Origin of the sequence: Vibrio hyugaensis, from assembly GCF_002906655.1 — a bacterium.
GTDB lineage: Bacteria > Pseudomonadota > Gammaproteobacteria > Enterobacterales > Vibrionaceae > Vibrio > Vibrio hyugaensis.
The window spans coordinates 775,985-797,947 of record NZ_CP025794.1; the positions used below are offsets into that span (position 1 = coordinate 775,985).

A 21,963-nucleotide genomic window follows, 5' to 3' on the forward strand; every position below is an offset into this window, starting at 1 on the left:
ACGTATTGATTCACACTAAGAAAACACATTCAATTGAGCTGCTCACAATTTTAATAAACCACCTCGCAAAAACCTTTCTAAATACGATTTCTGTTTATTTGTCGACATCCATTGCAGGCTTGTTATTTCCTTTATTCAACAAAACTATAAATAAGATATAGATCACTAAAGTTTCACACTAATTCCGTATATTTCACGCCGTAATAAAATCAAAATCACAAAGAAAGGATCCCTTATGAAGTTTTATAAATCCCTCTTGGTACTTTCTGTCGGTGCTGCGCTAGCTGGATGTGGCTCAGACAGCGACAACTCTCCAGTTACCTGTGAGACCGCTGACTCTTGTACTAAATTCACTGTTCTTCATACCAACGATAACCACGGTCGCTTTTGGCACAACAGCGATGGCGAGTATGGTATGGCAGCACGTAAAACGCTTATCGAATCTATTCGTGCAGAAGTTGCTGAAAACGGTGGTGAGTCAATCCTGCTGTCTGGTGGTGACATCAACACAGGTGTACCAGAGTCAGACATGCAAGATGCCGTGCCAGACTTCGTAGGTATGAACCTTATTGGTTACGATGCAATGGCTGTCGGTAACCACGAATTTGATAACTCTCTAGACGTATTAGACATGCAGGCAGAGCTTGCTGACTTCCCGATGCTAGCTGCAAACATCTACAAGAAAGATGCAGACGGCAAAGTAACTGATGAACGTTACTTCGACCCTTACAAAGTATTCACGGTTAACGGTCTTAAAGTGGCGGTTATCGGTCTTACAACAAAAGACACAGCAAAACTGGTAAACCCAGACAACGTTGCGGATATCTACTTCGAAGATCCACAAGTTGAAATCCAAAAAGTACTTGCAGAAATCGAAGCAAACGAGAAAGTTGACCTAGTGTTCGCTACAACACACATGGGCCACTACCAAGATGGTCAACACGGCAGCGAAGCACCTGGTGATGTTCTACTTGCACGTTCTCTTGAAGAAGGTGAGCTGGACGCAATCATCGGTGGTCACTCTCAAAACCCAGTATGTATGGAGCCTGGCACAAACAACTACGCTGACTTCAAACCAGGTGATGACTGTGCTCCAGACCAACAAAACGGTACTTACATCATGCAAGCGCATGAGTGGGGTAAATACGTAGGTCGTGCAGACTTCGAATTCTACGATGGCAAACTGCACCTAGCTAAATACGCACTAATCCCTGTAAACCTTCTTGATGACAACGATGAAGTGATCGGTGAGTACATCAAGCACGACGCAACAGTGAAGTCGATCCTTCTTCCTTACCAACAACAAGGTCAAGACTTGTTGGATGTTAAAGTTTCAGAAACTGACGGCAAACTTGAAGGCGACCGTGGCGTAGTTCGTTCAGAGCAAACTAACCTTGGCCACCTATTGGGTGAGGCGTACCGCACTTATGAGCTAGTTAACGCTGACTTTGGTGTAATGAACTCAGGTGGTGTGCGTGACTCAATCCAGAAAGGCGATATCGCTTACCGCGATGTACTAACCGTACAACCTTTCGGTAACTTCGTAACCAAAGCAACGATGACCGGCCAAGAAGTTAAAGATTACCTAGACGTAGTTGCAACGAAATCTGCGGGCTCTGGTGCTTACGCTCAACTAGACAACATCACGCTATCTGTTGATTGTGACGCAAGCGATGTCACTATCACAGACATCAACGGTAAGGGCTTCAACCTAGCGGATACTTACACGTTCTCTGTGATCAGCTTCAGCGCGGCTGGTGGTGATGATTACCCAGTGATCGATGTTGAATCAACTCAAATGACAGATGCTTCTGTACTGCGAGAGTTCTTCGTTAAAAACCCTCAGATCTCTGCTGCAGACTTTGACAAGAATTTAGGCAATATCGAGTACTTCAGCAACGGTCAAGCTGTGAAAGGTTGTCCTGCTTCAGGTAGCTAATCTACTGAGACCTTGTCTACATTTAGATGTTGACAGCCATTCGGTTGCATAACAATCGAAACAAAGGCGTGTCAGACTGACTCTAAGACCAACCGGAGCCCAAGTGGCTCCGGTTTTTTTATTGGTGCTAAATCCCTGAAAAAGCAGACCCTTCACAAATCGTTCAAAAAATGTTCATTTGTGTTATTGACGCCCATGTGCGGGGCTTCTATGTTTGATAAGGTCTTTCAAATAAGCAGATTCATTGACTAACTTTCGCGATTCATTTTTATTCGCGCAGCTAATGATTCTGAGAAAGATGTGAATGGCGTTACAAACACTGCTCTCAAACAATTTGTCTTTAGGACTTCAAACGACGGCGTTGTGCCTCCACGTGCACGCCAATGAGCAGCGATCTGGACGTCAATGTGTTCAAACTGCTGCCATCGAGTTCTGGAGGTCAAAAATGAAACGAGCCAGCAACAGCTACAGACTGCAACTGATTAAAGAAGTGGTAACTCGCAGAGAACGTGAAGCATGTACTGATCCCATGGCAAACTATATTCATCAACTGATGGATGAACTGCCAACCAGTCGATTAGAGGTGGAGCAAAACCACCGCTTTGCCGGAAGCCACTTTGACGAACAAGCAGGAGGCTGGGTCAGTGACCAATGGTCAATGAAATAACGCCAACCACTTTTTCAGAGGTGGGAAATGGATAGGAGCTTCCCGGCTCTTATGGATAAGTATCTCAGACTGGGCCGGGAATAGTTGAATCCCACTATCAACTAAAACAAATCTTGCTGCGGTGACGCTCCATCCTGTGGCAATTCTGCTTTTGCCTTCCCTACCAATACCTTTCTTCTATAACGTTGACGACATAGCTTGATCACGTGTAACTGTTGTGCAGGGGTAAAGCTTAGCCAATTAAACCGCTCTTCTCTCTTACGCATGCATCCCTTGCAATACCCTTTTTCGTCGGAAGTGCAAATTCCAACGCAAGGACTTGGGACGGTAAAAAACTCCAGTTGCTCCATGCTCAAACCGTTCTATCGTTAGCTTGTTTAAATCCAATACGTTAATAGTCGAATAACTGTAAGAAATTTCTAAGTTTTCGGTGAATATCAATACCGATAATGGGATCTCTGTTATAAAATACGCTGTGTTTAAAAACATACGAAACCATAACCGTATGCTGACAAAAACAGTGTTTTATTACCTATACTTACCACGTTTTCTAAAAACGGAGTCAATAAAATGAAGCTTAGCCTAAAAACGTTAGTAGCAGCAATCTCACTTCCAGTTCTAATGACTGCATGCGCTAGCAACGGTGATAATGTGAAAGAAATTACGGCTCAAGATCTACAGCACCATAACTGGGAGCTGGTTCAAATCGATGGCAAAAACATTGCATCGGAAGAACAAAAGAAAGCCCCTCGCTTAGAAATTGGTGAAAACCTAACAGCGAACGGCAACGCAGGTTGTAACAACTTCTTCGGTCAAGCAGAACTGAAAGACAACCAACTGCGCATTGAGAAAATGGGTATGACCATGATGATGTGTGTAGGCGATCAAATGAAGATTGAAAAAGTAATGTCTGAAACGCTTTCTGATTGGAGCGACGTTACTCTAACTAACGACGGTCTAGTACTGAAAAACGCAGATCACGAACTAACGTTCACACTGCGTGACTGGGTAAACTAATCCCATATTCAGTTTCTAAGACAATACGTCTCTGAAATGATGAGTCTCTAAAAAAGCAGCCATTGGCTGCTTTTTTTGTTTCTAATGTCCGACAGATTGCTTCGCAAGCTTTTCAGGATCGTCATACACCGCATGACGGTCAATCATATCCAATGTGGCTTCGTTCATGCCTCTCACTGCGACAATAGCCCCCCCTTTTCGGAACTTCATGATGGCTTTATCAAGCGCAGATATTGCCGTGATGTCCCAGAAATGCGCATCCGATAAATCAATCGTGATGTACTTCGTGGCATTATCGAAGTCAAACATATCCGTAAAGCTATACGCAGAAGCAAAGAAGATTTGCCCATGCACTTTATGAATGGTGTGGTCGTTATCTATGATCACCTCATCCGACACTTTCATTAGGGTTCGACTCTGGTTCACATAAAACACACACGCCAATAGCACCCCGACTAACACACCTATTGCTAAGTTATGCGTCGCAACAACCGCAATCACGGTTGAAACCATCACAAGGTTTGTGGACAGACTGTGCTTACGCATTTCGGCAATCGAATTCCATGAAAATGTGCTGATAGAAACCATGATCATCACCGCTACCAACGCAGCCATCGGGATCTGTTTTAGGTAGTCACCCAAAAACACCACCATGATAAGTAGAAACACACCAGCGCATAACGTAGACAACCGCGTACGTCCGCCAGACTGAATATTGATCATTGATTGGCCGATCATAGCGCAACCCGCCATACCACCAAACAACGACGAGACCATATTCGCAATCCCTTGTCCTTTACACTCATCGTTATTTTCACTTTCCGTGTCTGTCAGCTCATCCACGATGGAAGCTGTCATCAACGACTCCAGCACACCAACAACAGCGAGTGCTAGTGAATAAGGGAAAATGATTTGGAGTGTTTCAAGGTTAAAAGGAATATCTGGGATCATAAAGACAGGGAGTGAATCAGGTAACTCTCCCATATCGCCTACTGTCCGAATATCAATATTGAACATTAGGGCAATCACAGTCACTACGACGATACACACTAAAGGTGAAGGTAGCATTTTTCCTATTTTAGGAACATAAGGAAACATGTAGATGATGGCCAACCCTAATCCTGTCAGTGCGTAAACAGGCCAAGAAACATTGGTTAGTTCAGGCAGCTGCGCCATAAAGATTAAGATAGCCAACGCGTTAACAAACCCGGTCATGATCGACTTTGAGACGAAACGCATTAAATCCCCTAGCCTCAAATAACCGATCAACAGTTGAAGTACGCCAGCGAAAAACGAAGCGGCCAACAGATACTGTAAACCATGGTCTTTGACTAAGGTTGTCATCAACAGCGCCATAGCGCCCGTAGCCGCGGAAATCATTCCGGACCTTGAGCCTGTAAACGCAATCACGACACAGATGGAAAACGAGGCATATAGACCAACTTTAGGGTCTAATCCTGCGATAATAGAGAATGCAATAGCTTCTGGTATAAGTGCCAGCGCTACAACAACTCCTGATAAACAATCTCCTTTAACATTGTTGAACCAAGTATCTTTTGTAAATTTAAACATAAATCTCTCATAAACGTATTGCCTTAGTTGGTGCATTGCGCACGGTGAAGGGAGTGATGCAAACGCATCTGAGAGATCGTTCTAAGGCGGACTAATGAGCAAAAAGCACCTTCCTTTTCCTGTTGATGAGCCAAAAAATGAGGACAAACAACGAGAGCGCCCCCAAGAGAAGTGTGCTTTATATCACTATAAAAATCTAAATTGTAATAAATTCTTACAAAACGAAGTCAACAGTCCTACAAAGAGCCACAAAAAAAACGCCTCACAAAGGAAGCGTTCTTATCATCTCTATGCCTTATAGAATAAGGGATTATCGTAACAAGCGTTTTTAGAATGACTGCTGAGAGTACCTTTCTCCATCAAAGCCACTTAATTGCTCATAAGCTTTGGAAAGAATCGCAATACCGATAATCGTCACCAAGAAACTCAACAGGCTCATTAAGAAAGGAAGCTGTAAAAACGCAAGTGGTGACATAGCCAAACCAAACAGAAGCGGCACGATAATCACAACGCTCATCATGTACCAAGTATGGCCTTTGGTAAGGTTCCACGCGTAAGGGAAAGAAACACCTTTACCAATCGCGATGGCTGGAAAAACCAAGACTAATCGACAACACACTACACTTAGCGCCAATAACGCAATAGCAGCAAGGGCGACATTAATCATCGCGAAAAGCGCAGCCACAGCGACCACCGCTACGGTCATGACCAAGTAATGGCCGATAAACCACATTTCGATTTTTCCAAACGTGAAACGTCCCCACTGAGGCACAGACTGAGGGCCTTTCAAAATGATGCTGTGAACGTTGATTGCAACGATTGCAGATAAAAGAGCCATCAAGATCTGAACGAGAATAGGAGCGATATCCCCTTGCGCTGAGTTCAAAACAAGATCCAGCATCAGAGAAAGGAGAATGGGTAACGCTGTTGCTTTCGCAATAGCCTGTTTATTTGCACTCAATGATGAGAAAGCGCTTTTAACGGTATCGACAAACATAGTTGGATTCTAATTAAGAGTAAGGTTTATTCTGGTTACTGATGTTATCTTCCAGATACTAAATGAGCAAACCTTTCCCTAATTATCATTGAGTTACCGTAATTACTTCGACCTAAATAGATTCATTTCCCAACAATGATACGCTTTGTTCACCGAATACGGCTTTGTTAGATTAAATGCCCGACTTTACGAATCAGTGCAGCAAGGCTTTCCGATTCGAGTTTCTTCATCACGTTGGAACGGTGTACTTCAATCGTTCGTAAAGAGACACACAACAAGTCCGCCATCTCTTGGTTTTTCATCCCTTTAACCACTAAGCCAAGCACTTCTCTTTCACGCTTAGTAAGGTTCTGTAGAACTTGTTTTGCACTGAGCTTTTCACAGTTTTTGATCGACTGTTCCATGGCATCTTCAATCGCTAACACCAGCGCATTGCCATCAACTGGCTTTTGGAAAAAGTCTAACGCACCATCTTTGAGCGCATCCACCGCCATTGGGATATCGCCATGTCCTGTCAGGTAAATCACACTGATTGGACTGAACTTCTCGTTCATGAAGTGGTGAACATCTTGGCCTCGCATCTCTGGCATGCGGCTATCAAGCAAAACGCAACCGGGCGATGATAAATCGGCACCATCGAGAAACGCCATCCCGCTAGAGAAAATCTCAACCTCATAACCATAGCTTTCCAACATAAATGCCATGGATTCCAATACTGGCTCTTCATCATCAACGATATAGAGCGGACAAAGGTTACGACTCATGACAAGCCTCCTGATACGGTAATACAATGGTCACCTGACAACCCGTCGGCTCAATTGACCTAAATTGAATGCTGCCTTGGTGAGCATCAAGCACATCACGACAAATCGCCAAACCTAAACCCAACCCATTCTCTTTGGTGGTGTAGAAGGCTTGGTCAAGTGGCGTGCTCTCTTCTTCAATACCAATGCCGTTATCGGTCACATCAATGATGACCATCTCATCACAAAAACTGACGTGCAGATCCACATACAAGTCTTTTCGTTTCGGTGAATGGCTCAAACAGGCGTCTTTGGCATTGTTCAGAACATTAAGAATGACTTGCTGCAAACCGGTAACGTCGGCAAACACTTTTTGCGGTTCGCCGGAGTACAGCACGCCAAGTTGGATACGATGGCGCTGGAATTCGTAGTCCACCAGCTTCATCGCTTCTTCGATTAAGAAAGGTAAATCTACCCAGCTCTTTTCAATCGGCGTTTTGTTTATCAAGCTTCTAAGGCGCTGAATAATGCCGCTCGCGGAAGTAACTTGTTGCTGAATCTTATCTAGGATTGGCGACATTTCTTCTGCTGTCGCGCCCCGTTCCATTCGCACTTTCGCGCCCTGACTGTAATTCTTGATTGCTGCAAGCGGTTGATTTATTTCGTGCGCAAGGCTACTTCCTAACTCACCAACAATCGTTATGCGCTGGGCATGTTCAAGCATCGAGCTCTTGCGACGCAGATCGTTCATCGTTGCTTGTAGCTCTTCTCGGCTACGTTTGAATTTCCACTCCAACCAGAAGTGATAGCCAGTTAATAATAATAAAGTCAGCAAAGAGGCCATCGCAATCGCTTGGTTCTTATACAGCCATTCTTGTGCTTTTTGTCCCCAAGATTTTTGTAATGGATGCATGTCTAAGTGCTTGTAGACTTTATCGACATTGATGCTCGGTGCTGGCAACATCCATCCCACGTTATTCGCAGCAATCGCTGCAGGGTGCTCTTCAGGCATTGCGAACAAGGTTTGCGCCACCATTTGTCCCACATCCGCAGGCGCTCGCTCTGTCATTGCCATCGTCCAGTTTGGGTACAAAGGTGTACTCACCGCACAAACAGAATCGGCAGGACGTTTTTCATTTAGAACTCGCAGGTTATGCAGTTGAATACGCCCCTCTTTCGCCATGTTCTCCAGAGTACAAGCAGGAACGATCGCAACATCGAGATCATTCTTGATCACGTCCAAAATCAGTTGATCAGTCGGCGGGCCAGTAAAGTGGATCTTTTCGAAGAAAGAAGAGTTGAAGTAACCCAATTTGTCTAGCTCGTAACGTAAGGCTAAGAATCCACCAAACGCTTTTTCTGATACTGCCGCAACGTTAGCTTTATTGATGTCACGCAGCGTTTTATATGGTGAAGCTTCACGTACCACCACGACAGATGCGATCGATTTGTTCGGCAAATTACTATAGGCAGTTTTCTGCGTTGCCAACCAGTTGATTGGGTACTCGCGAGCAAGTTTGGTCGCTTGCCCCGGACTGGTCAGGATGAAATCGAGCCAACCGTGCAAAAACGCGTCTTCGAGTTGGTCAAAGTCGTAAGTATGTAAGTTGAATTTATAACCAGGATTTTGAGCCTCTAACCAATCCAAAGTCGGTTGCCATGCTTCTCGCGCATGTGCGTGCCCACGCAACGCCAGCACACCGACGTCATAAATCATTCTTTGCGTTTTTTGCTCGTCCGAAAAACTAAAAGAAGAGAAGAAAAGGAAAACAAGGAGTATCAACCGGACGAATTTATGAGAATGGTTATTAATCACTTAATAAGTAATATGAAAATTTATTTGTAGCACATTTTACCATCACATCCCCCTATCAGTTTGTTGCTTTAGATCAATTCGAATTCATTATTGTGGGAAACCACAATACCCCCTAAGTATCGATTTCCTCAAAATGCCTACCAACAAAGGGCTAGATACGAATGCACTCTTTAAGAGTGTTAATACACCATGAACACTTATGAAAAATTACAAAGTTCATGCCTCTTCTTCCTAGCTGCAAAAAATTCTAACTGCCGAGCAAAATGACTCGTCAGGAAAACTTTAAATTAAAATATGGAAGCAACTCATGAAAAAATCGACGATTGCGTTGGGTGTGTTGGCGGCTGTCGCAGCTGTTGGCTACTCAGCTTACAATACGATGTTCTCAGCTGAAGCAGTGACAGTGGATGCCGCAGCACAAGAGCAAAAGTTCACTGAATACGCTCACCCAGAGCACTTCATCTCTGCACAACAACTGAAATCGCTGATGGACAGTGATAAAGACGTGGTTGTGATCGGCGCGCTAAACCCTATCAAGCCAGACAGCCCTATCTCTGGTTCTTACACTATGTGGCGTAATGATTACTCTGCGGCTGAAGGCGTTTACGATTTCGGCGGTATGAGCAACAGCACGGAAGAGATGGAAACCATCTTAGGTAGCTTTGGCGCAACAACAGACAGCACAATCGTCGTTTACGCCGCAGGCTCTCACCACGATGCTGCGCGTCTTTACTGGCAAATCCATAACCTTGGTCACCACGACGTTCGTTACCTAGATGGTGGCTTAAACGCTTGGATGGGCGCAGGTTACCCAACTGGCTCTGCAAACCAAAGTGTTGCTGCTGTTGAGTACAAAGCGACAAATACAGAGCAAGACAACAATACACTAGCAACGCTAGACATGGTTATCGCGGCACAAAACAACCCTGATTGGGTAATCCTAGATACTCGCGGCAACGACGAGTTTAGCGGTGAAGTAGCGGTGTCTGGCGCGTACGGTCCGGGCACTATCCCAAGCAGTGTTCACATTAACTGGACCAAAGCGTTGAACGAAGACACAACGCTGAAGTCAGCAGAAGAACTGCAAGCCCTTTACGGCGACATCATAAAAGGCAAGAAAGTTATCGCTTACTGCCAGTCAGGTGTTCGCTCTGCCCACACCACCATGATTCTTACTGAAGTATTAGGTGCAGAAGGCGTCTACAACTACGACGGCTCATGGATCGAGTACAGCCATGCTCACTACGAGCAGAAGAATCCTGAAGTGAACGTTATCAACGGCAAGAGCTAATCAACACGGAAACCGCAGTTAATGAACAATGTAATTTTTAGCCAAAAGCTATACGACACCGCGCAAATGATTGTCGATGGCTGTATGGGTGATGCCGATCCGGCATGTCAAACCGCATGTCCAATGCACACAGACGTAAAGCAATACGTTCGCATGGCTGGCGAAGGTGATTTCCAAGGTGCTTTGGATCTGATCCGTAGCAAACTATTCCTACCTCAAACGCTTGGCCGCATCTGTGCACACCCTTGTGAAGCGTCTTGCCGTCGTAACACTGAATTCGGTCAACCGATCAGCGTTGCAGGCATCAAACGTTTTGTCGCAGAAAAACTGGATAACCAAGATCACTGGGATCTTAACATTGCCCCCCTAACCAACAAGCACATCGCGATTGTGGGTGCAGGTCCTGCTGGCGCGCAAGCAGCTATTGAGCTTCGTCGTCAAGGCCACGAAGTAACGATTTACGAAAAGCTAGACGTATACGGCGGCATGATGCGTGTGGGTATCCCTGAATACCGTCTACCACGCGACGTTATCGACTTCGAATACAGCTACTTAGCAATGCTAGGTGTGACGACTCGTTTCGGTGTTGAAATCGGCAAAGACATCAGCTTCGACACTCTGCGTAGCGAACACGATGCTGTGATTCTGGCTCACGGTGCACACGTAGGCTCTATCATTCCGCTACCAGGTCACGACAACGATGGCGTGTTCTCTGCGGTTGAATACTTGAAAGAGATTTCTGAAACTCGCCAATTCCCACGTGCAGGCAAACGCGTGATGGTTATCGGCGGTGGTGACGTTGCTATGGACTGTGCGCGCTCTTCATGGCGTATCGGTGCAAGCGAAGTTTACCAATGTTCGCTTGAGAGCCTTGAAAACCTACCTGCAAGCCAAATCGAAATCGACGAGTCGCTAGAAGAAGGTGTCGAGTTCAACGCAGGTTGGGGTCCAGTTGCTATCGAACACGAGAACGGCAAAGTAACCGGCATCACTATCAAGAAAGCACTGTCTATCTTTGACGAGCAAGGCAACTTTGCACCGAAGTACAGTGACGAAAGCAAAACGATCTTTGTCGATACGGTTGTTTTCGCTACGGGTCAAGTTGTGGCTGACATCACTGGCGGCGCCCTAGAACAAACTCGCGGCGGCCGTTACGTAGTCGATAAACAAACACTAGCTTCTAGCCTAGAAGACGTCTTCGTAGCTGGTGACGCGTGTGGCGGTAACATCGTGATTGAAGCGATGGCATTAGGTCGCAAGGCAGCAATGAGTGTTGAGCGTTTCCTAACGACTCGTCCACTGACTGAAGGTCGCGACTTCGAGCAAGAATACAGCTACTCATCTCGTCTAGACGTACCACTACCAAAAGGTATGGTAGATACCCCTCGCCTACACGGTGAATTGCGTAACGCAGAAGAGCGTAAGCAAGATTTTGCACAAGTGGATTTAGGCTTTACTGAAGAGCAAATCAAACAAGAAGCATCTCGCTGTCTGCAATGTAGCTGCAAGCTATGTATGACCGAGTGCATCATGATGAACGACTTCAGTGACTGTCCGAAGACCATCTTCTCTGACTTCGTGAACAACAAGTCAATGGACCCATTGATGGCTTACTCATGTAACGCCTGTGACCAGTGCACCATCGTATGTCCGAAAGACTTCCCAATGAAGGAAATGTTCTTAGGCGCACGTGCTGACTTTGTTAAGGCAAACAATGGTGAATCACCAATGCCGGGTCACAAAGCAATCAACATGCACCAGAAGCTGGGCTTCTCAAAAATCTTCACTATGGCAAAACGAGCGGTATCGACAAAATGAGTAATAAAGTATTTATGCCAGGATGCAGCTTGCCATCCTACTCACCAGAAGGCGTAGCAGCAATTGCGAGCTACTTAAAAGAAGTGTACCCAGACATGGGCGCAGTGCAGAAGTGTTGTGGTAAACCAACCGCTGCTATTGGTCAAACAGATAAGTTCAAAGAACGCTACGGCCAACTTCAAGCAGACTTCGATAAACTAGACGCACAAGAAGTCATTGTGGCGTGTCAAAGCTGCTACGGCATGATCAAGAAATCTGGCGGCACACAAAAGCCGGTTTCATTATGGAAACTGCTTCCAGAAATCGGTCTGCCAGAAGCGCTACGCGGTAAAGCGAAAAACAGTGACGTGGTATTCACCATTCACGACTCTTGCTCTACTCGCTACGAAAAAGAACTGCAAGACGGTATCCGCTGGATCTTGAACGAGCTTGGTTACAAAACCTCAGAACCAGAACACACACGTGAAAACACACGCTGCTGTGGCTTTGGCGGCATGGTAGTGCCAGCAAACCCAGACGTCGCAACACGCGTAATCAAACGCCGCGTGGAAGAGTTTGAGACAGACTACGTGGTGGTTTACTGCTCCGCTTGTCGTGCATCCATGATGGGTGTTGGTACGAAATCTTGGCACATTCTGGATCTGATGTTCGGTCCTGTGATCATGCAAGGTGATGAGCCGCCAGTAAACGTGCTCGCTAGTCCTGTGAAAGCTTGGTTCAACCGCTACAAATCGAAAGCGGGCCTAATCAAGTGTATGTCTGTTTAGCTATGTCTCTGTAGCTACGTCTTTGTAGCTACATGTTTTTAATTATTAGGTTTAAGTGAAGTTGAACTTATGAAATTCGTAAAAATTGCTCTTATTGTTGCTGTTATCGCTCTCGCTCTATTCGCAGCAAAACAAACTGGCATCCTTGAGATCATTACAGACATCAAGAGCCTACAAGATTGGATCGCAAGCTTTGGCGTTTGGGGTTACGCAGTATTCGTAGCAGCATTCGTGTTTGCGTGTGTTTTCCTACTACCAGGCAGTGCGTTCACTATCGTGGCAGGCATCGTATTTGGCCCTATCAAAGGTGGCGTTTTAGCGCTATTTTCTGCAACGCTTGGCGCAGTGGCGGCATTCATCGTGGCACGCTTCCTACTGCGTAACACCATCATGAAGAAGTTTGGCGATAACCCAATCTTCAAGAAAATCGATGATGGTGTAGCAGCAAACGGGACAAGCTTCTTGATCTTAACGCGTCTAGTACCTGTATTCCCATTCAGCCTACAGAACTACGCTTACGGTCTAACAAGCCTAAACTTGGGCACTTACGCTCTAGTTTCTCTACTAACGATGGCACCAGGTGCATTCATCTTCGCTTACATGGCGGGGGATATTGCAACAAACGGTGTGTCTGCAATGCTGCTAGTGAAGTTTGCGGTTGCAGGTCTTATCCTGTTTGGCATGTCTCTGATTCCAAAATACATCGCGAAGAAAAAAGGCATCAACATGGAAGAATTAGCGAAGTAATCCGGTCTATCCATTATTGACGCCAAAAGAGTGCGACTTATCGGGAGTTGCACTCTTTTCATTCATATCAGCTTGGTCATATTTTATGCCCTTATTGCTCACGTTTAAGGCCAAAGATAAATGTTGATCGGTATGACCTCACAAGGCGAGTAATTCTCTGAATCTATTGTCAAATTCGCGTTGATAATAAAGCAAGATAGATTACTATCCATCTAGAGGGAACGGAGTATTCAGTTGATGAATAGCCCTATGTTGAGTGCCGAAAATAAACGGTTGCCACTTCATAGCGGAACAAAGCTCCAAAATGAAAACGAAGATAAAAACACGGATTACGTATGAAAAAGCTACTTAGCACCATTGGCATTTTAACCGCCACTTTTGCCACCTCTTTCTATGCCTCTTCTAACACAGAAGGATGGCAAAAAATCGAACAACAAGCCGACGGTCAGACTGTTTATTTCCATGCTTGGGGTGGTAGCCAAGAGATCAACCGCTATATCCAATGGGCAGGCAAAGAGCTTAAATCTCGCTACAACGTGACGCTTAACCACGTAAAAGTCACCGACATTTCTGAAACCACCACTCGCCTTATCGCAGAAAAAGCCGCAGGGAAGAACAGCGGTGGCAGCGTAGATATGGTTTGGATTAATGGTGAAAACTTTAAATCAATGAAAGACAACCAACTGCTGTTTGGCCCTTTTGTTGATGGTCTACCAAGTTGGCAATATGTCGACAAAACACTACCGGTAGATGTTGATTTTTCAGAACCGACTGATGGCCTTGAAGCGCCATGGGGTGTTGGCCAACTTGTTTTCATCTACGATGAAGAGACGCTAAACAACCCGCCAAGCTCTTACGCAGAAATGCTAAGTTACGCAAAAGCGTTTCCTAACCGTCTTACTTACCCTCGCCCACCAGAGTTCCATGGCACTAGCTTTATTAAATCTCTGCTCATTGAGTTAAGTAACAACGATCCTGCACTGCAAAAACCAGTGACCGATGAAGCATTCAAAACCGTTACGCAGCCTCTATGGGCTTACCTAGATGAATTCCACACTGTTGCATGGCGCGGCGGTAAACAGTTCCCAGGCGGAACAGCAGAAACCGTACAACTGTTAGATGATGGTCAGATTGACCTAGCCGTAACGTTCAACCCGAACGCGGTTTTTTCAGCACAATCAAGCGGTAACCTAGCAGAAAGCACCAAAGCATACGCGATGGACGCTGGCGCATTATCGAACATTCACTTCTTAGCGATTCCTTGGAACGCAAACGCCAGTGCAGGCGCGCAAGTTGCTATAAACTTTTTATTAAGCCCTGAAGCACAGTCTCGCAAAGGTGACATAAACATCTGGGGTGATCCTTCAGTGCTAAGCAGCCAGTACCTAACCGGCACGGCTAAAAATACTCAACAGTTCAAATCTATCGCGGAGCCACACCCAAGCTGGCAAGCCGCATTAGAAAAAGAATGGCTGAAACGCTACGGAAATTAATACACACCCATGTTAAGAGCGCTGTATCTAGTTATTATCGCAGTTTGTATATTACCGACCATCCCGGGGCTACTCGGGGTGGTGGTGTCTGCGCTCGGCTATGTACCCCCTATTGGTTTGCACCACTTTTCACTGGATGGCTTTCATGCTGTCTTTGACTGGGAAGGTGTGTGGACGTCTATTGGACTGACTTTCTATTCCGCCATTTTCAGCAGCTACCTTGCTTGTTTGATCACTTTCGCGATTCTTCAAGCTTCATGGGGCGGCAAGTTCTGGCGCAAGATTGAAATGAGTCTTTCCCCTCTTCTTGCTATGCCGCATGTCGCGTTTGCCATTGGCTTCGCTTTTCTATTCGCACCCACAGGCATGGGCGCTCGTGTACTCAACCAAATGTTTGGTTACGATCCAAATGCTCAAACAGTGAATGACTTAGCGTTGTTGATCAAAGACCCACACGCACTGGGTTTGATCGTCATGCTTGCTATTAAAGAAGTGCCGTTTTTATTGTTGATGAGCATTCCTATTCTTCAGCAATTAAAAGTTGAGAAGATTGAAAAAGTCAGCCATTCGATGGGTTACAGTTCCGCGCAAGCATGGTGGAAATGCGTTTTCCCACAATGGTTAGCGAAGCTGCGTTTCCCAATGTTGGCTGTTCTGGCTTACAGCTTATCCGTTGTGGATGTGGCGCTCATTATTGGCCCAACCAACCCTCCTACGTTTGCAGTGTTGGTATGGCAGTGGTTTAACGATCCTGATTTGTCGCTCCTACCAAGAGCAGCGGCAGGAGCGGTGGTACTGTTTGCCATTGCGAGCCTTTTGATTGGTTTTGCACGACTTGTTGAATGGGGCATAACCAAAGGCTTTAAACGCTGGCAATACTCTGGTCGCAGCGGTTTCCGCTTGCCGGGTAAGACCTTGTTCTCTTTGATTGCTCTGCTTGCTCTTTTAATGGTGCCATTGATGGTGGTCTGGAGCTTTGCACAGCGTTGGCGTTTCCCTGACTTATTACCAAGCCGTTATAGCTTACGTTTTTGGGAATACGAGTGGCAAAGCATTCTTGGCACGCTAGAACAAAGCATGTTGATTGCAGTTATCAGTGCATCTATTGCCCTTGTATTGGCGCTGATCGCTCATGAGTACCGCCTACGATACCGTTGGCAGGTGCCGGGGTACATCATCGCTGTACCTATGTTGATCCCGCAACTTTCTGTGTTGTTTGGTATGCAGGTCGCCACTCTGTATCTCGACAGCAATGCGTATTTCTTCTGGGTATGCTGGGCACATGTCTTCTTTGCCTTTCCATTCGTTTACCTGTCATTGGATGGACCTTGGCGCAGCTTCGACAACGGTTTGACTCGTGTCGCTCTTAGCCTTGGTAAATCACCAATGCAAGCTTGGTTGAAAGTGAAGTTGCCTATTCTTCTGCCTGCAATAGCCTTTGCTTGGGCAGTGGGTATTAGTGTGAGCTTGGCGCAATATCTACCAACACTAGTGCTGGGTGCAGGTCGCATCAGCACAATAACAACAGAAGCGGTAGCCCTCTCAAGTGGCTTCGACCGTCGTGTCACCGCGATTTACGCAATTTGGCAAGCTCTCTTGCCGTTAATGTTCTTCTCTTTTGCGATTCTACTTAGTCGTTTACACGTTAAGTATCGCCGGTTGTCTATTAAAGGTTTACTACCGAATGAGTCTTTGTCTCGAAAACCTCGCCATCCGTAAAACCAATGGCGACACACTTTTCTCTGCGTTCAACATGACCGTAAAGAGAGGTGAAATTGTTACCCTGATGGGCCCAAGCGGCTGCGGAAAATCCACCTTGTTGGATGCGATTGCTGGTCACCTGTCTTCCGAGTTCGACTATTCAGGCTCAATCACGCTCGACAACGAAAAGCTGGATGCTTTACCTGCGCACAAACGTCAGGTAGGTATTCTGTTCCAAGATGACTTGCTCTTCCCGCACCTCACCGTGTGGGAGAATCTGGCCTTCGCGCTACCCGACTCAATCAAAGGCGCAGAGCGCAAAGAGCGTGCCATGCAGGCTTTGAAGCACATCTCACTAACTAAGCTCGCAGAATCTTTCCCTGATCAAATCTCAGGCGGCCAGCGCGCACGTATTGCTCTCACTCGCATGTTGTTGGCAAAACCGAAAGTTGCCCTACTCGATGAGCCATACAGCAAGCTAGATAAAGATCTGCGCGTACAGTTTCGTAATTGGGTTGTGGAGCAACTTCAAAAAGCCAATATTCCTGCTTTAATGGTGACTCACGATGAGGATGATATTCCTGAGGGCAGTCGCTGCCTGAACTGGCCTTGGGAGACAAGCCATGCTTGATAGCCTGAGTATCAAAATCATTAAGTGGCCATTGGCACAGAGTGCGAAACTGATCGATAAATGTGGCGTGACGGCTAATCAAACCACGCTGTTTGGTTTCGCCCTTGGTTGTTTTGCCTTACCTGCATTGATGGCAGAGCAATACACGCTTGCATTAGCGTTTATTCTGCTGAATCGAATCTGTGATGGATTGGATGGTGCTTTAGCGAGGATTCAAGGCATCACCGATGCGGGCGGCTTCCTTGATATAAGCCTAGACTTCTTGTTCTATTCTCTGATTCCATTTGGCTTTGTGTTGGCAAACCCAGAACAGAACGCCGTCGCGGGCGCGTTCTTGATCTTCTCGTTTATTGGTACAGGAAGCAGCTTCTTAGCATTTGCGATCATGGCGGGTAAACGTGGTATCGATAACCCTGTCTACAAGCACAAATCTCTGTACTACATGAGCGGTCTGACAGAAGGCACTGAGACCATTGGTTGCTTCGTCCTGTTCTGCTTGTTCCCGCAACATTTTGCCGTGATTGCGTACATCTTTGGTGCGGCATGTTGGTTTACCACATTTACGCGTATTTACTCTGGATTTCATACGTTGAAACCGTAAACAAAACTTAAAGAGAGATTCCTGATAGCGACGAAGGACCGCAGTCGGGAATCTCTTTTCAATCCTCCCTCAATAAAGCATTCCACTCACCACCAGTGTCACCACAATTCCAGAGACAAAACTCGGAAAATGCCACGTCCGTTTCTTAGCGCGGTAAAACTCTTTTTGTAGATCCTCTTGGTAGCTCTTTACGGCTAATTCTTTAATGTAGTTATTATGCATACCCTGTCCTCCTGACGTGTTTTACAGATGGAGGATAAAAGCTCAAGTTAACTTCAGGTCAACGGAAAAAGTTCAATTTCGGATAATATTATTTGCGGAGGCTGAATCCCTCATTCCTAGCTCTTAAGATCAACCAGTTGCACATATTTGCATCACAGTTCTGTTGTGTCACTTGATCGTCGTCAATGGAACATCAATCTCTCACACCTTTCGATGTTCAAATGACATCAAGTTGCTAGCATGAGCCCATTCAAGATAACTCTGGGCTTGTTATGACTCCTACTGTCGACCACGTACTTCTCAATATCGCACTCAATCTGAGCTCAAATCGCTCTCATGAGCAGCAATACCAAAACCTGATTGATGGAGTGGCGCAAGTGTTCCCTTGTGATGCGAGTTGTCTGTTTATCTTTGATGAAGATGGCTTCCTTACGCCCGTTGCAGTAAAAGGTTTGTCGAACTCAGTTCTCGGTCGCCGTTACTTTCCTAAAGCTCACCCGCGTTTAGATGCCATCATTCATAGTCGCGAGCCTGTTCGCTTCGACGCTGATTGTGCCCTACCCGATCCATTTGATGGAACACTTTTAACCGAAGATCAATGCATTGACGTCCATGACTGCATGGGCTTTAGCTTGTACGTTGAGGGGCAGCTTGTCGGCGCATTAACCATGGATGCGCTAGCTGTTGGCGCGTTTGACCATATCGACCCGGTCGCAATCGAAACATTCGCAGCACTAACGGCGGCAACACTGCGTAACATTGCGCAATTAAAAGCCCTTAAAGCGCAGAACCAGAAGCAAAAGAGCGTCACGCAAACCCTGATCCAACAGGCACGCTCACAACACGGTGACATGGTTGGTTTAAGCCCACAAATCAATCAATTACGAAACAACATTGCGACCGTTGCTCAGTCGGATTACGCAGTATTGGTAACGGGAGAAACGGGGACGGGTAAAGAGCTTGTTGCTCACTCTGTCCATGCTCAATCTCATCGTAATGATAAACCGATGATTTACGTAAACTGCGCCGCCCTACCCGAAGGTCTGGCGGAGAGCGAACTGTTTGGCCACGTGAAAGGGGCTTTTACCGGAGCCAATAGTCATCGTGCAGGTAAGTTCGAATTGGCTGATGGCGGTACAATCTTCTTAGATGAAGTGGGTGAATTGCCATTGATTTTGCAGGCAAAACTGCTGCGAGTTATCCAGCAAGGTGAGTTGCAACGTGTGGGTAGCGATCAGCATTTGATGGTTAACGTGCGCATCATCGCAGCCACCAACCGACAGTTAGAAAAAGAAGTGGAAGATGGCACATTCCGTGCGGATTTGTTCCATCGTTTAAACGTGTTCCCAATCAAAGTGCCACCACTTCGCGCTCGTGATGGCGACATTCCAGTTCTTGCAGGATATTTGTTAGAAAAAGTACGTCAACAATTTAACGCACCAAACCTTCACGTTCACCCTAAGGTACTGACTCAACTAGAATCTCTGCCTTGGTATGGTAACGTTCGAGAACTTGAGCACACCTTAACGCGAGCTGCGTTACATGCGATTCAACAAGGTGCGAGCACCATCATGCTCAATCACTTTGATACTTCACTGGCATTGGATGATGTAAAAAACACATCACATTACTTGCCGAAAGAGAGTCAGCCAATGCGTGAGTTAGTAGAGAGTTATCAACGAGACTTGATTGAACACGCTTTAAGCCAAACTGGCGGTGTTTGGGCAAAAGCAGCGGAGTTTTTACAGATGGATCGGGGTAACTTATATCGCATGGGTAAAAAGCTCGGCATTAGCAAATAACACTCCGATTTACCTCTCTCATCAATTCACTCTACTCAACGATTCCGGGTGGTTTGCTCAGGCTCATCCGGAGCACCTAGTTCCGTGTATTCTTCAATAACACCAAGGCATTCCTAAATGCTGCAAAGAAACGCGATTGGGAATCTTTTGTCTTTACAAAACCACACTAACTTTTCTCCTGTTTAACAAGCACTTCCACTTTCGACTGTTTAAGCGTTTCTCGCGCGTTGCTTTTCTCATCACATCTGTATTTTTGTTGTCATTTGCACATCATTCACGTTGTCACAATTACATCAATCACAAATTTAAAACGGAACAAAACCATTTAAAATCAACAAGATAAAAATTGGCACGCATTCTGCTTTATAAGGAAAAACAAAACGACTATTACTACAATCACTGGAGAACCCAATATGTTCTGTATTCAATGTGAACAGACAATCCAAACCCCAGCTGTAAAAGGCTGTTCTTTCGCACAAGGTATGTGTGGCAAAACTTCAGAGGTATCCGATCTACAAGACGTGTTGGTTTACACTTTGCAAGGGGTTTCTTTTTGGGCAGCACGCGCGCTTGAATTCAACATCATCAATGATGAAATCAACCAATGGGCTCCAAGAGCATTCTTCTCTACGTTGACCAACGTAAACTTCGATCCAGAGCGTATCCTTGAACTGACTTCTCAAGCAGCCACTTACAAAGCGCTGCTAAAAGACCAAGCGACGACAGCAGCAACCCTTGCAGATGAAGTGCTAGTGAACATTCCTGATGTAGCAAACTTCGAGTTGCCAAACAGCGCAGAGGAAATCTTGGCGTTTGCTCCTCAAGTTGCGGTAAACCGCGGTAGAGACCAAGTACACGAAGACGTTATCGGCCTGCGCCTACTTTGCCTGTACGGTCTAAAAGGTGCTGCAGCGTACATGGAGCATGCTCGAGTATTAGAGCAAACCAACAATGACATCTTCGCGGAATACCACGAAATCATGGCTTGGCTTGGAACTGACCCTGAAGATCTAGGTGAACTGCTAGACTGCTCAATGCGCATCGGTCTTATGAACTACAAAGTGATGGAAATGCTGGATCATGGTGAAACAGCAACGTTCGGTCACCCAGAGCCAACCACCGTTAACGTGAAGCCAGTGAAAGGCAAATGTATTCTTGTTTCTGGTCATGACCTTCACGACCTAGAAAAAATCTTGCAACAGACTGAAGGCAAAGGCATTAACGTTTACACCAACGGTGAAATGCTGCCTGCACACGGCTACCCAGAGTTGAAGAAATACCCTCATCTAGTGGGTAACTACGGTAGCGCATGGCAGAACCAACAGAAAGAGTTCGCTAACTTCCCTGGCGCGATTGTGATGACATCAAACTGCCTATTGAACCCGAACGTTGGCCAATACGCAGACCGTCTATTCACTCGTAGCATTGTTGGTTGGCCGGGTGTCGCTCACCTAGAAGGTGACGATTTTAGCCAAGTCGTTGAATGTGCATTAGCGCAAGAAGGCTTCCAGCATGACGAAATCGAACACAACATCACGGTTGGCTTCGGTCGCAACGCACTAATGAACGCAGCCCCAGCGGTTATCGACCAAGTGAAGCAAGGCAACATCAAACACTTCTTCCTAGTAGGTGGTTGTGATGGCGACAAAGCAGAGCGTAGCTACTACACCGACTTCACTGCAGAAGCACCAGAAGATACGCTGATCCTAACGCTGGCTTGTGGTAAATACCGCTTCAACAAGAACACATTTGGCGACATCAACGGCATCCCTCGCCTATTGGATGTAGGCCAATGTAACGATGCGTACTCAGCGATCCAGCTTGCACTAGCGCTCGCGAAAGAGTTCGATTGTGACATCAACGAACTTCCTCTAACGCTTGTTCTGTCTTGGTTTGAGCAAAAAGCGATTGTGATCCTGCTTACGCTATTCGCTCTTGGCGTGAAAGGCATCTACACAGGTCCAACGGCGCCAGCATTCCTAACGCCGAACCTAATTGCGATTATCCAAGAGAAGTTCGACATGCGCAGCATTGGCAACGTTCAGGACGATCTTAAAACTATACTAGCAGCGTAATCGCCTCGCTTATCACGCGCCTCCTTAATTGGGGGCGCTTTTATCTATCGAGTACTCGACAACC

The 21,963-nt window shown here is 46.0% G+C and carries 19 protein-coding genes; 13 read left to right on the top strand and 6 right to left on the bottom strand.

Going from position 1 to position 21,963, the window contains the following annotated elements; all coding sequences use genetic code 11:
* Positions 1-235: 235 nt before the first annotated feature.
* Together ushA and C1S74_RS04235 are read left to right on the top strand one after the other, a co-directional pair.
* On the top strand, positions 236-1,939 hold the full coding sequence (gene ushA / locus C1S74_RS04230) for a bifunctional UDP-sugar hydrolase/5'-nucleotidase UshA (protein WP_038868741.1): 1,704 nt from the start codon (positions 236-238) through the stop codon (positions 1,937-1,939).
* 445 nt (positions 1,940-2,384) lie between these two features.
* On the top strand, positions 2,385-2,606 hold the full coding sequence (locus tag C1S74_RS04235) for a hypothetical protein (protein WP_038868743.1): 222 nt from the start codon (positions 2,385-2,387) through the stop codon (positions 2,604-2,606).
* A gap of 101 nt (positions 2,607-2,707) precedes the next feature.
* Here the strand turns inward: C1S74_RS04235 and C1S74_RS04240 are convergent, their stop codons facing one another.
* Positions 2,708-2,956: a DUF1289 domain-containing protein gene (locus C1S74_RS04240; RefSeq protein ID WP_045402279.1), complete on the bottom strand. Its 249-nt coding sequence runs from the start codon at positions 2,954-2,956 to the stop codon at positions 2,708-2,710.
* A gap of 220 nt (positions 2,957-3,176) precedes the next feature.
* On the opposite strand from C1S74_RS04240, the gene C1S74_RS04245 reads away from it, so the two are divergent.
* Positions 3,177-3,623, top strand: coding sequence for an META domain-containing protein (locus C1S74_RS04245; RefSeq protein ID WP_038874586.1), 447 nt, complete (start codon positions 3,177-3,179; stop codon positions 3,621-3,623).
* Positions 3,624-3,704: 81 nt separating this feature from the next.
* Here the strand turns inward: C1S74_RS04245 and C1S74_RS04250 are convergent, their stop codons facing one another.
* The 4 genes from C1S74_RS04250 to C1S74_RS04270 all read right to left on the bottom strand — a co-directional run bounded on the left by C1S74_RS04250 (position 3,705) and on the right by C1S74_RS04270 (position 8,652).
* Positions 3,705-5,195 carry a SulP family inorganic anion transporter gene (locus C1S74_RS04250; RefSeq protein WP_045402281.1) on the bottom strand — a complete coding sequence of 497 codons (1,491 nt, stop codon included), beginning with the start codon at positions 5,193-5,195 and terminating at the stop codon, positions 3,705-3,707.
* Positions 5,196-5,523: 328 nt separating this feature from the next.
* Complete coding sequence (locus C1S74_RS04260) at positions 5,524-6,192, bottom strand: hypothetical protein (RefSeq protein ID WP_045402285.1); 669 nt, start codon at positions 6,190-6,192, stop codon at positions 5,524-5,526.
* A gap of 167 nt (positions 6,193-6,359) precedes the next feature.
* Positions 6,360-6,956, bottom strand: coding sequence for a response regulator transcription factor (locus tag C1S74_RS04265; RefSeq protein WP_045402287.1), 597 nt, complete (start codon positions 6,954-6,956; stop codon positions 6,360-6,362).
* Complete coding sequence (locus C1S74_RS04270; protein WP_425275329.1) at positions 6,946-8,652, bottom strand: sensor histidine kinase; 1,707 nt, start codon at positions 8,650-8,652, stop codon at positions 6,946-6,948. Before C1S74_RS04270 ends, C1S74_RS04265 begins: the two co-directional genes overlap by 11 nt.
* 406 nt (positions 8,653-9,058) lie before the next feature.
* Between C1S74_RS04270 and C1S74_RS04275 the strand changes: the two genes are divergently transcribed.
* From C1S74_RS04275 to C1S74_RS04310, 8 genes are all read left to right on the top strand, one after another.
* Positions 9,059-10,042, top strand: coding sequence for a sulfurtransferase (locus C1S74_RS04275; RefSeq protein WP_045402292.1), 984 nt, complete (start codon positions 9,059-9,061; stop codon positions 10,040-10,042).
* Positions 10,043-10,063: 21 nt separating this feature from the next.
* A complete protein-coding gene (locus tag C1S74_RS04280) occupies positions 10,064-11,860 on the top strand; it encodes an FAD-dependent oxidoreductase (protein ID WP_045402294.1) in 1,797 nt (598 codons plus the stop codon).
* On the top strand, positions 11,857-12,627 hold the full coding sequence (locus C1S74_RS04285) for a heterodisulfide reductase-related iron-sulfur binding cluster (protein ID WP_045402297.1): 771 nt from the start codon (positions 11,857-11,859) through the stop codon (positions 12,625-12,627). Before C1S74_RS04280 ends, C1S74_RS04285 begins: the two co-directional genes overlap by 4 nt.
* 69 nt (positions 12,628-12,696) lie before the next feature.
* Entirely contained in the window at positions 12,697-13,374 is a 678-nt protein-coding gene (locus C1S74_RS04290) for a TVP38/TMEM64 family protein (RefSeq protein ID WP_038881392.1), read from the top strand.
* Positions 13,375-13,709: 335 nt separating this feature from the next.
* A complete protein-coding gene (locus C1S74_RS04295) occupies positions 13,710-14,867 on the top strand; it encodes an ABC transporter substrate-binding protein (RefSeq protein WP_045402300.1) in 1,158 nt (385 codons plus the stop codon).
* Between the two features lie 9 nt (positions 14,868-14,876).
* Positions 14,877-16,586, top strand: a complete 1,710-nt coding sequence (locus C1S74_RS04300; RefSeq protein ID WP_045402303.1) for an ABC transporter permease — start codon at positions 14,877-14,879, stop codon at positions 16,584-16,586.
* Positions 16,552-17,199 carry an ATP-binding cassette domain-containing protein gene (locus C1S74_RS04305; RefSeq protein WP_045402306.1) on the top strand — a complete coding sequence of 216 codons (648 nt, stop codon included), beginning with the start codon at positions 16,552-16,554 and terminating at the stop codon, positions 17,197-17,199. Before C1S74_RS04300 ends, C1S74_RS04305 begins: the two co-directional genes overlap by 35 nt.
* Positions 17,192-17,800: a CDP-alcohol phosphatidyltransferase family protein gene (locus C1S74_RS04310; RefSeq protein WP_005450653.1), complete on the top strand. Its 609-nt coding sequence runs from the start codon at positions 17,192-17,194 to the stop codon at positions 17,798-17,800. The genes C1S74_RS04305 and C1S74_RS04310 overlap by 8 nt, the downstream gene beginning before the upstream one ends.
* A gap of 69 nt (positions 17,801-17,869) precedes the next feature.
* Here C1S74_RS04310 and C1S74_RS26515 read toward each other — a convergent pair whose 3' ends face one another.
* Positions 17,870-18,022: a hypothetical protein gene (locus C1S74_RS26515; RefSeq protein ID WP_167391142.1), complete on the bottom strand. Its 153-nt coding sequence runs from the start codon at positions 18,020-18,022 to the stop codon at positions 17,870-17,872.
* 272 nt (positions 18,023-18,294) lie between these two features.
* Between C1S74_RS26515 and norR the strand changes: the two genes are divergently transcribed.
* Positions 18,295-19,824 carry a nitric oxide reductase transcriptional regulator NorR gene (gene norR, locus C1S74_RS04315; protein WP_045402309.1) on the top strand — a complete coding sequence of 510 codons (1,530 nt, stop codon included), beginning with the start codon at positions 18,295-18,297 and terminating at the stop codon, positions 19,822-19,824.
* 413 nt (positions 19,825-20,237) lie between these two features.
* Positions 20,238-21,899: a hydroxylamine reductase gene (gene hcp / locus C1S74_RS04320; RefSeq protein ID WP_045402312.1), complete on the top strand. Its 1,662-nt coding sequence runs from the start codon at positions 20,238-20,240 to the stop codon at positions 21,897-21,899.
* Positions 21,900-21,963 lie beyond the last annotated feature (64 nt).

Excerpts from the sequence above, each read along its gene's own strand:
- C1S74_RS04290 (WP_038881392.1), top strand. The coding sequence starts at position 12,697 with ATGAAATTCGTAAAAATTGCTCTTATTGTTGCTGTTATCGCTCTCGCT.
- C1S74_RS04280 (WP_045402294.1), top strand. The coding sequence starts at position 10,064 with ATGAACAATGTAATTTTTAGCCAAAAGCTATACGACACCGCGCAAATG.
- C1S74_RS04250 (WP_045402281.1), bottom strand. The coding sequence starts at position 5,195 with ATGTTTAAATTTACAAAAGATACTTGGTTCAACAATGTTAAAGGAGAT.
- C1S74_RS04260 (WP_045402285.1), bottom strand. The coding sequence starts at position 6,192 with ATGTTTGTCGATACCGTTAAAAGCGCTTTCTCATCATTGAGTGCAAAT.
- C1S74_RS04300 (WP_045402303.1), top strand. The coding sequence starts at position 14,877 with ATGTTAAGAGCGCTGTATCTAGTTATTATCGCAGTTTGTATATTACCG.
- C1S74_RS04285 (WP_045402297.1), top strand. The coding sequence starts at position 11,857 with ATGAGTAATAAAGTATTTATGCCAGGATGCAGCTTGCCATCCTACTCA.
- C1S74_RS04235 (WP_038868743.1), top strand. The coding sequence starts at position 2,385 with ATGAAACGAGCCAGCAACAGCTACAGACTGCAACTGATTAAAGAAGTG.
- C1S74_RS04275 (WP_045402292.1), top strand. The coding sequence starts at position 9,059 with ATGAAAAAATCGACGATTGCGTTGGGTGTGTTGGCGGCTGTCGCAGCT.
- norR (WP_045402309.1), top strand. The coding sequence starts at position 18,295 with ATGACTCCTACTGTCGACCACGTACTTCTCAATATCGCACTCAATCTG.
- C1S74_RS04265 (WP_045402287.1), bottom strand. The coding sequence starts at position 6,956 with ATGAGTCGTAACCTTTGTCCGCTCTATATCGTTGATGATGAAGAGCCA.
- C1S74_RS26515 (WP_167391142.1), bottom strand. The coding sequence starts at position 18,022 with ATGCATAATAACTACATTAAAGAATTAGCCGTAAAGAGCTACCAAGAG.
- C1S74_RS04295 (WP_045402300.1), top strand. The coding sequence starts at position 13,710 with ATGAAAAAGCTACTTAGCACCATTGGCATTTTAACCGCCACTTTTGCC.
- ushA (WP_038868741.1), top strand. The coding sequence starts at position 236 with ATGAAGTTTTATAAATCCCTCTTGGTACTTTCTGTCGGTGCTGCGCTA.
- C1S74_RS04270 (WP_425275329.1), bottom strand. The coding sequence starts at position 8,652 with ATGATTTATGACGTCGGTGTGCTGGCGTTGCGTGGGCACGCACATGCG.
- C1S74_RS04310 (WP_005450653.1), top strand. The coding sequence starts at position 17,192 with ATGCTTGATAGCCTGAGTATCAAAATCATTAAGTGGCCATTGGCACAG.
- C1S74_RS04245 (WP_038874586.1), top strand. The coding sequence starts at position 3,177 with ATGAAGCTTAGCCTAAAAACGTTAGTAGCAGCAATCTCACTTCCAGTT.
- hcp (WP_045402312.1), top strand. The coding sequence starts at position 20,238 with ATGTTCTGTATTCAATGTGAACAGACAATCCAAACCCCAGCTGTAAAA.
- C1S74_RS04305 (WP_045402306.1), top strand. The coding sequence starts at position 16,552 with ATGAGTCTTTGTCTCGAAAACCTCGCCATCCGTAAAACCAATGGCGAC.
- C1S74_RS04240 (WP_045402279.1), bottom strand. The coding sequence starts at position 2,956 with ATGGAGCAACTGGAGTTTTTTACCGTCCCAAGTCCTTGCGTTGGAATT.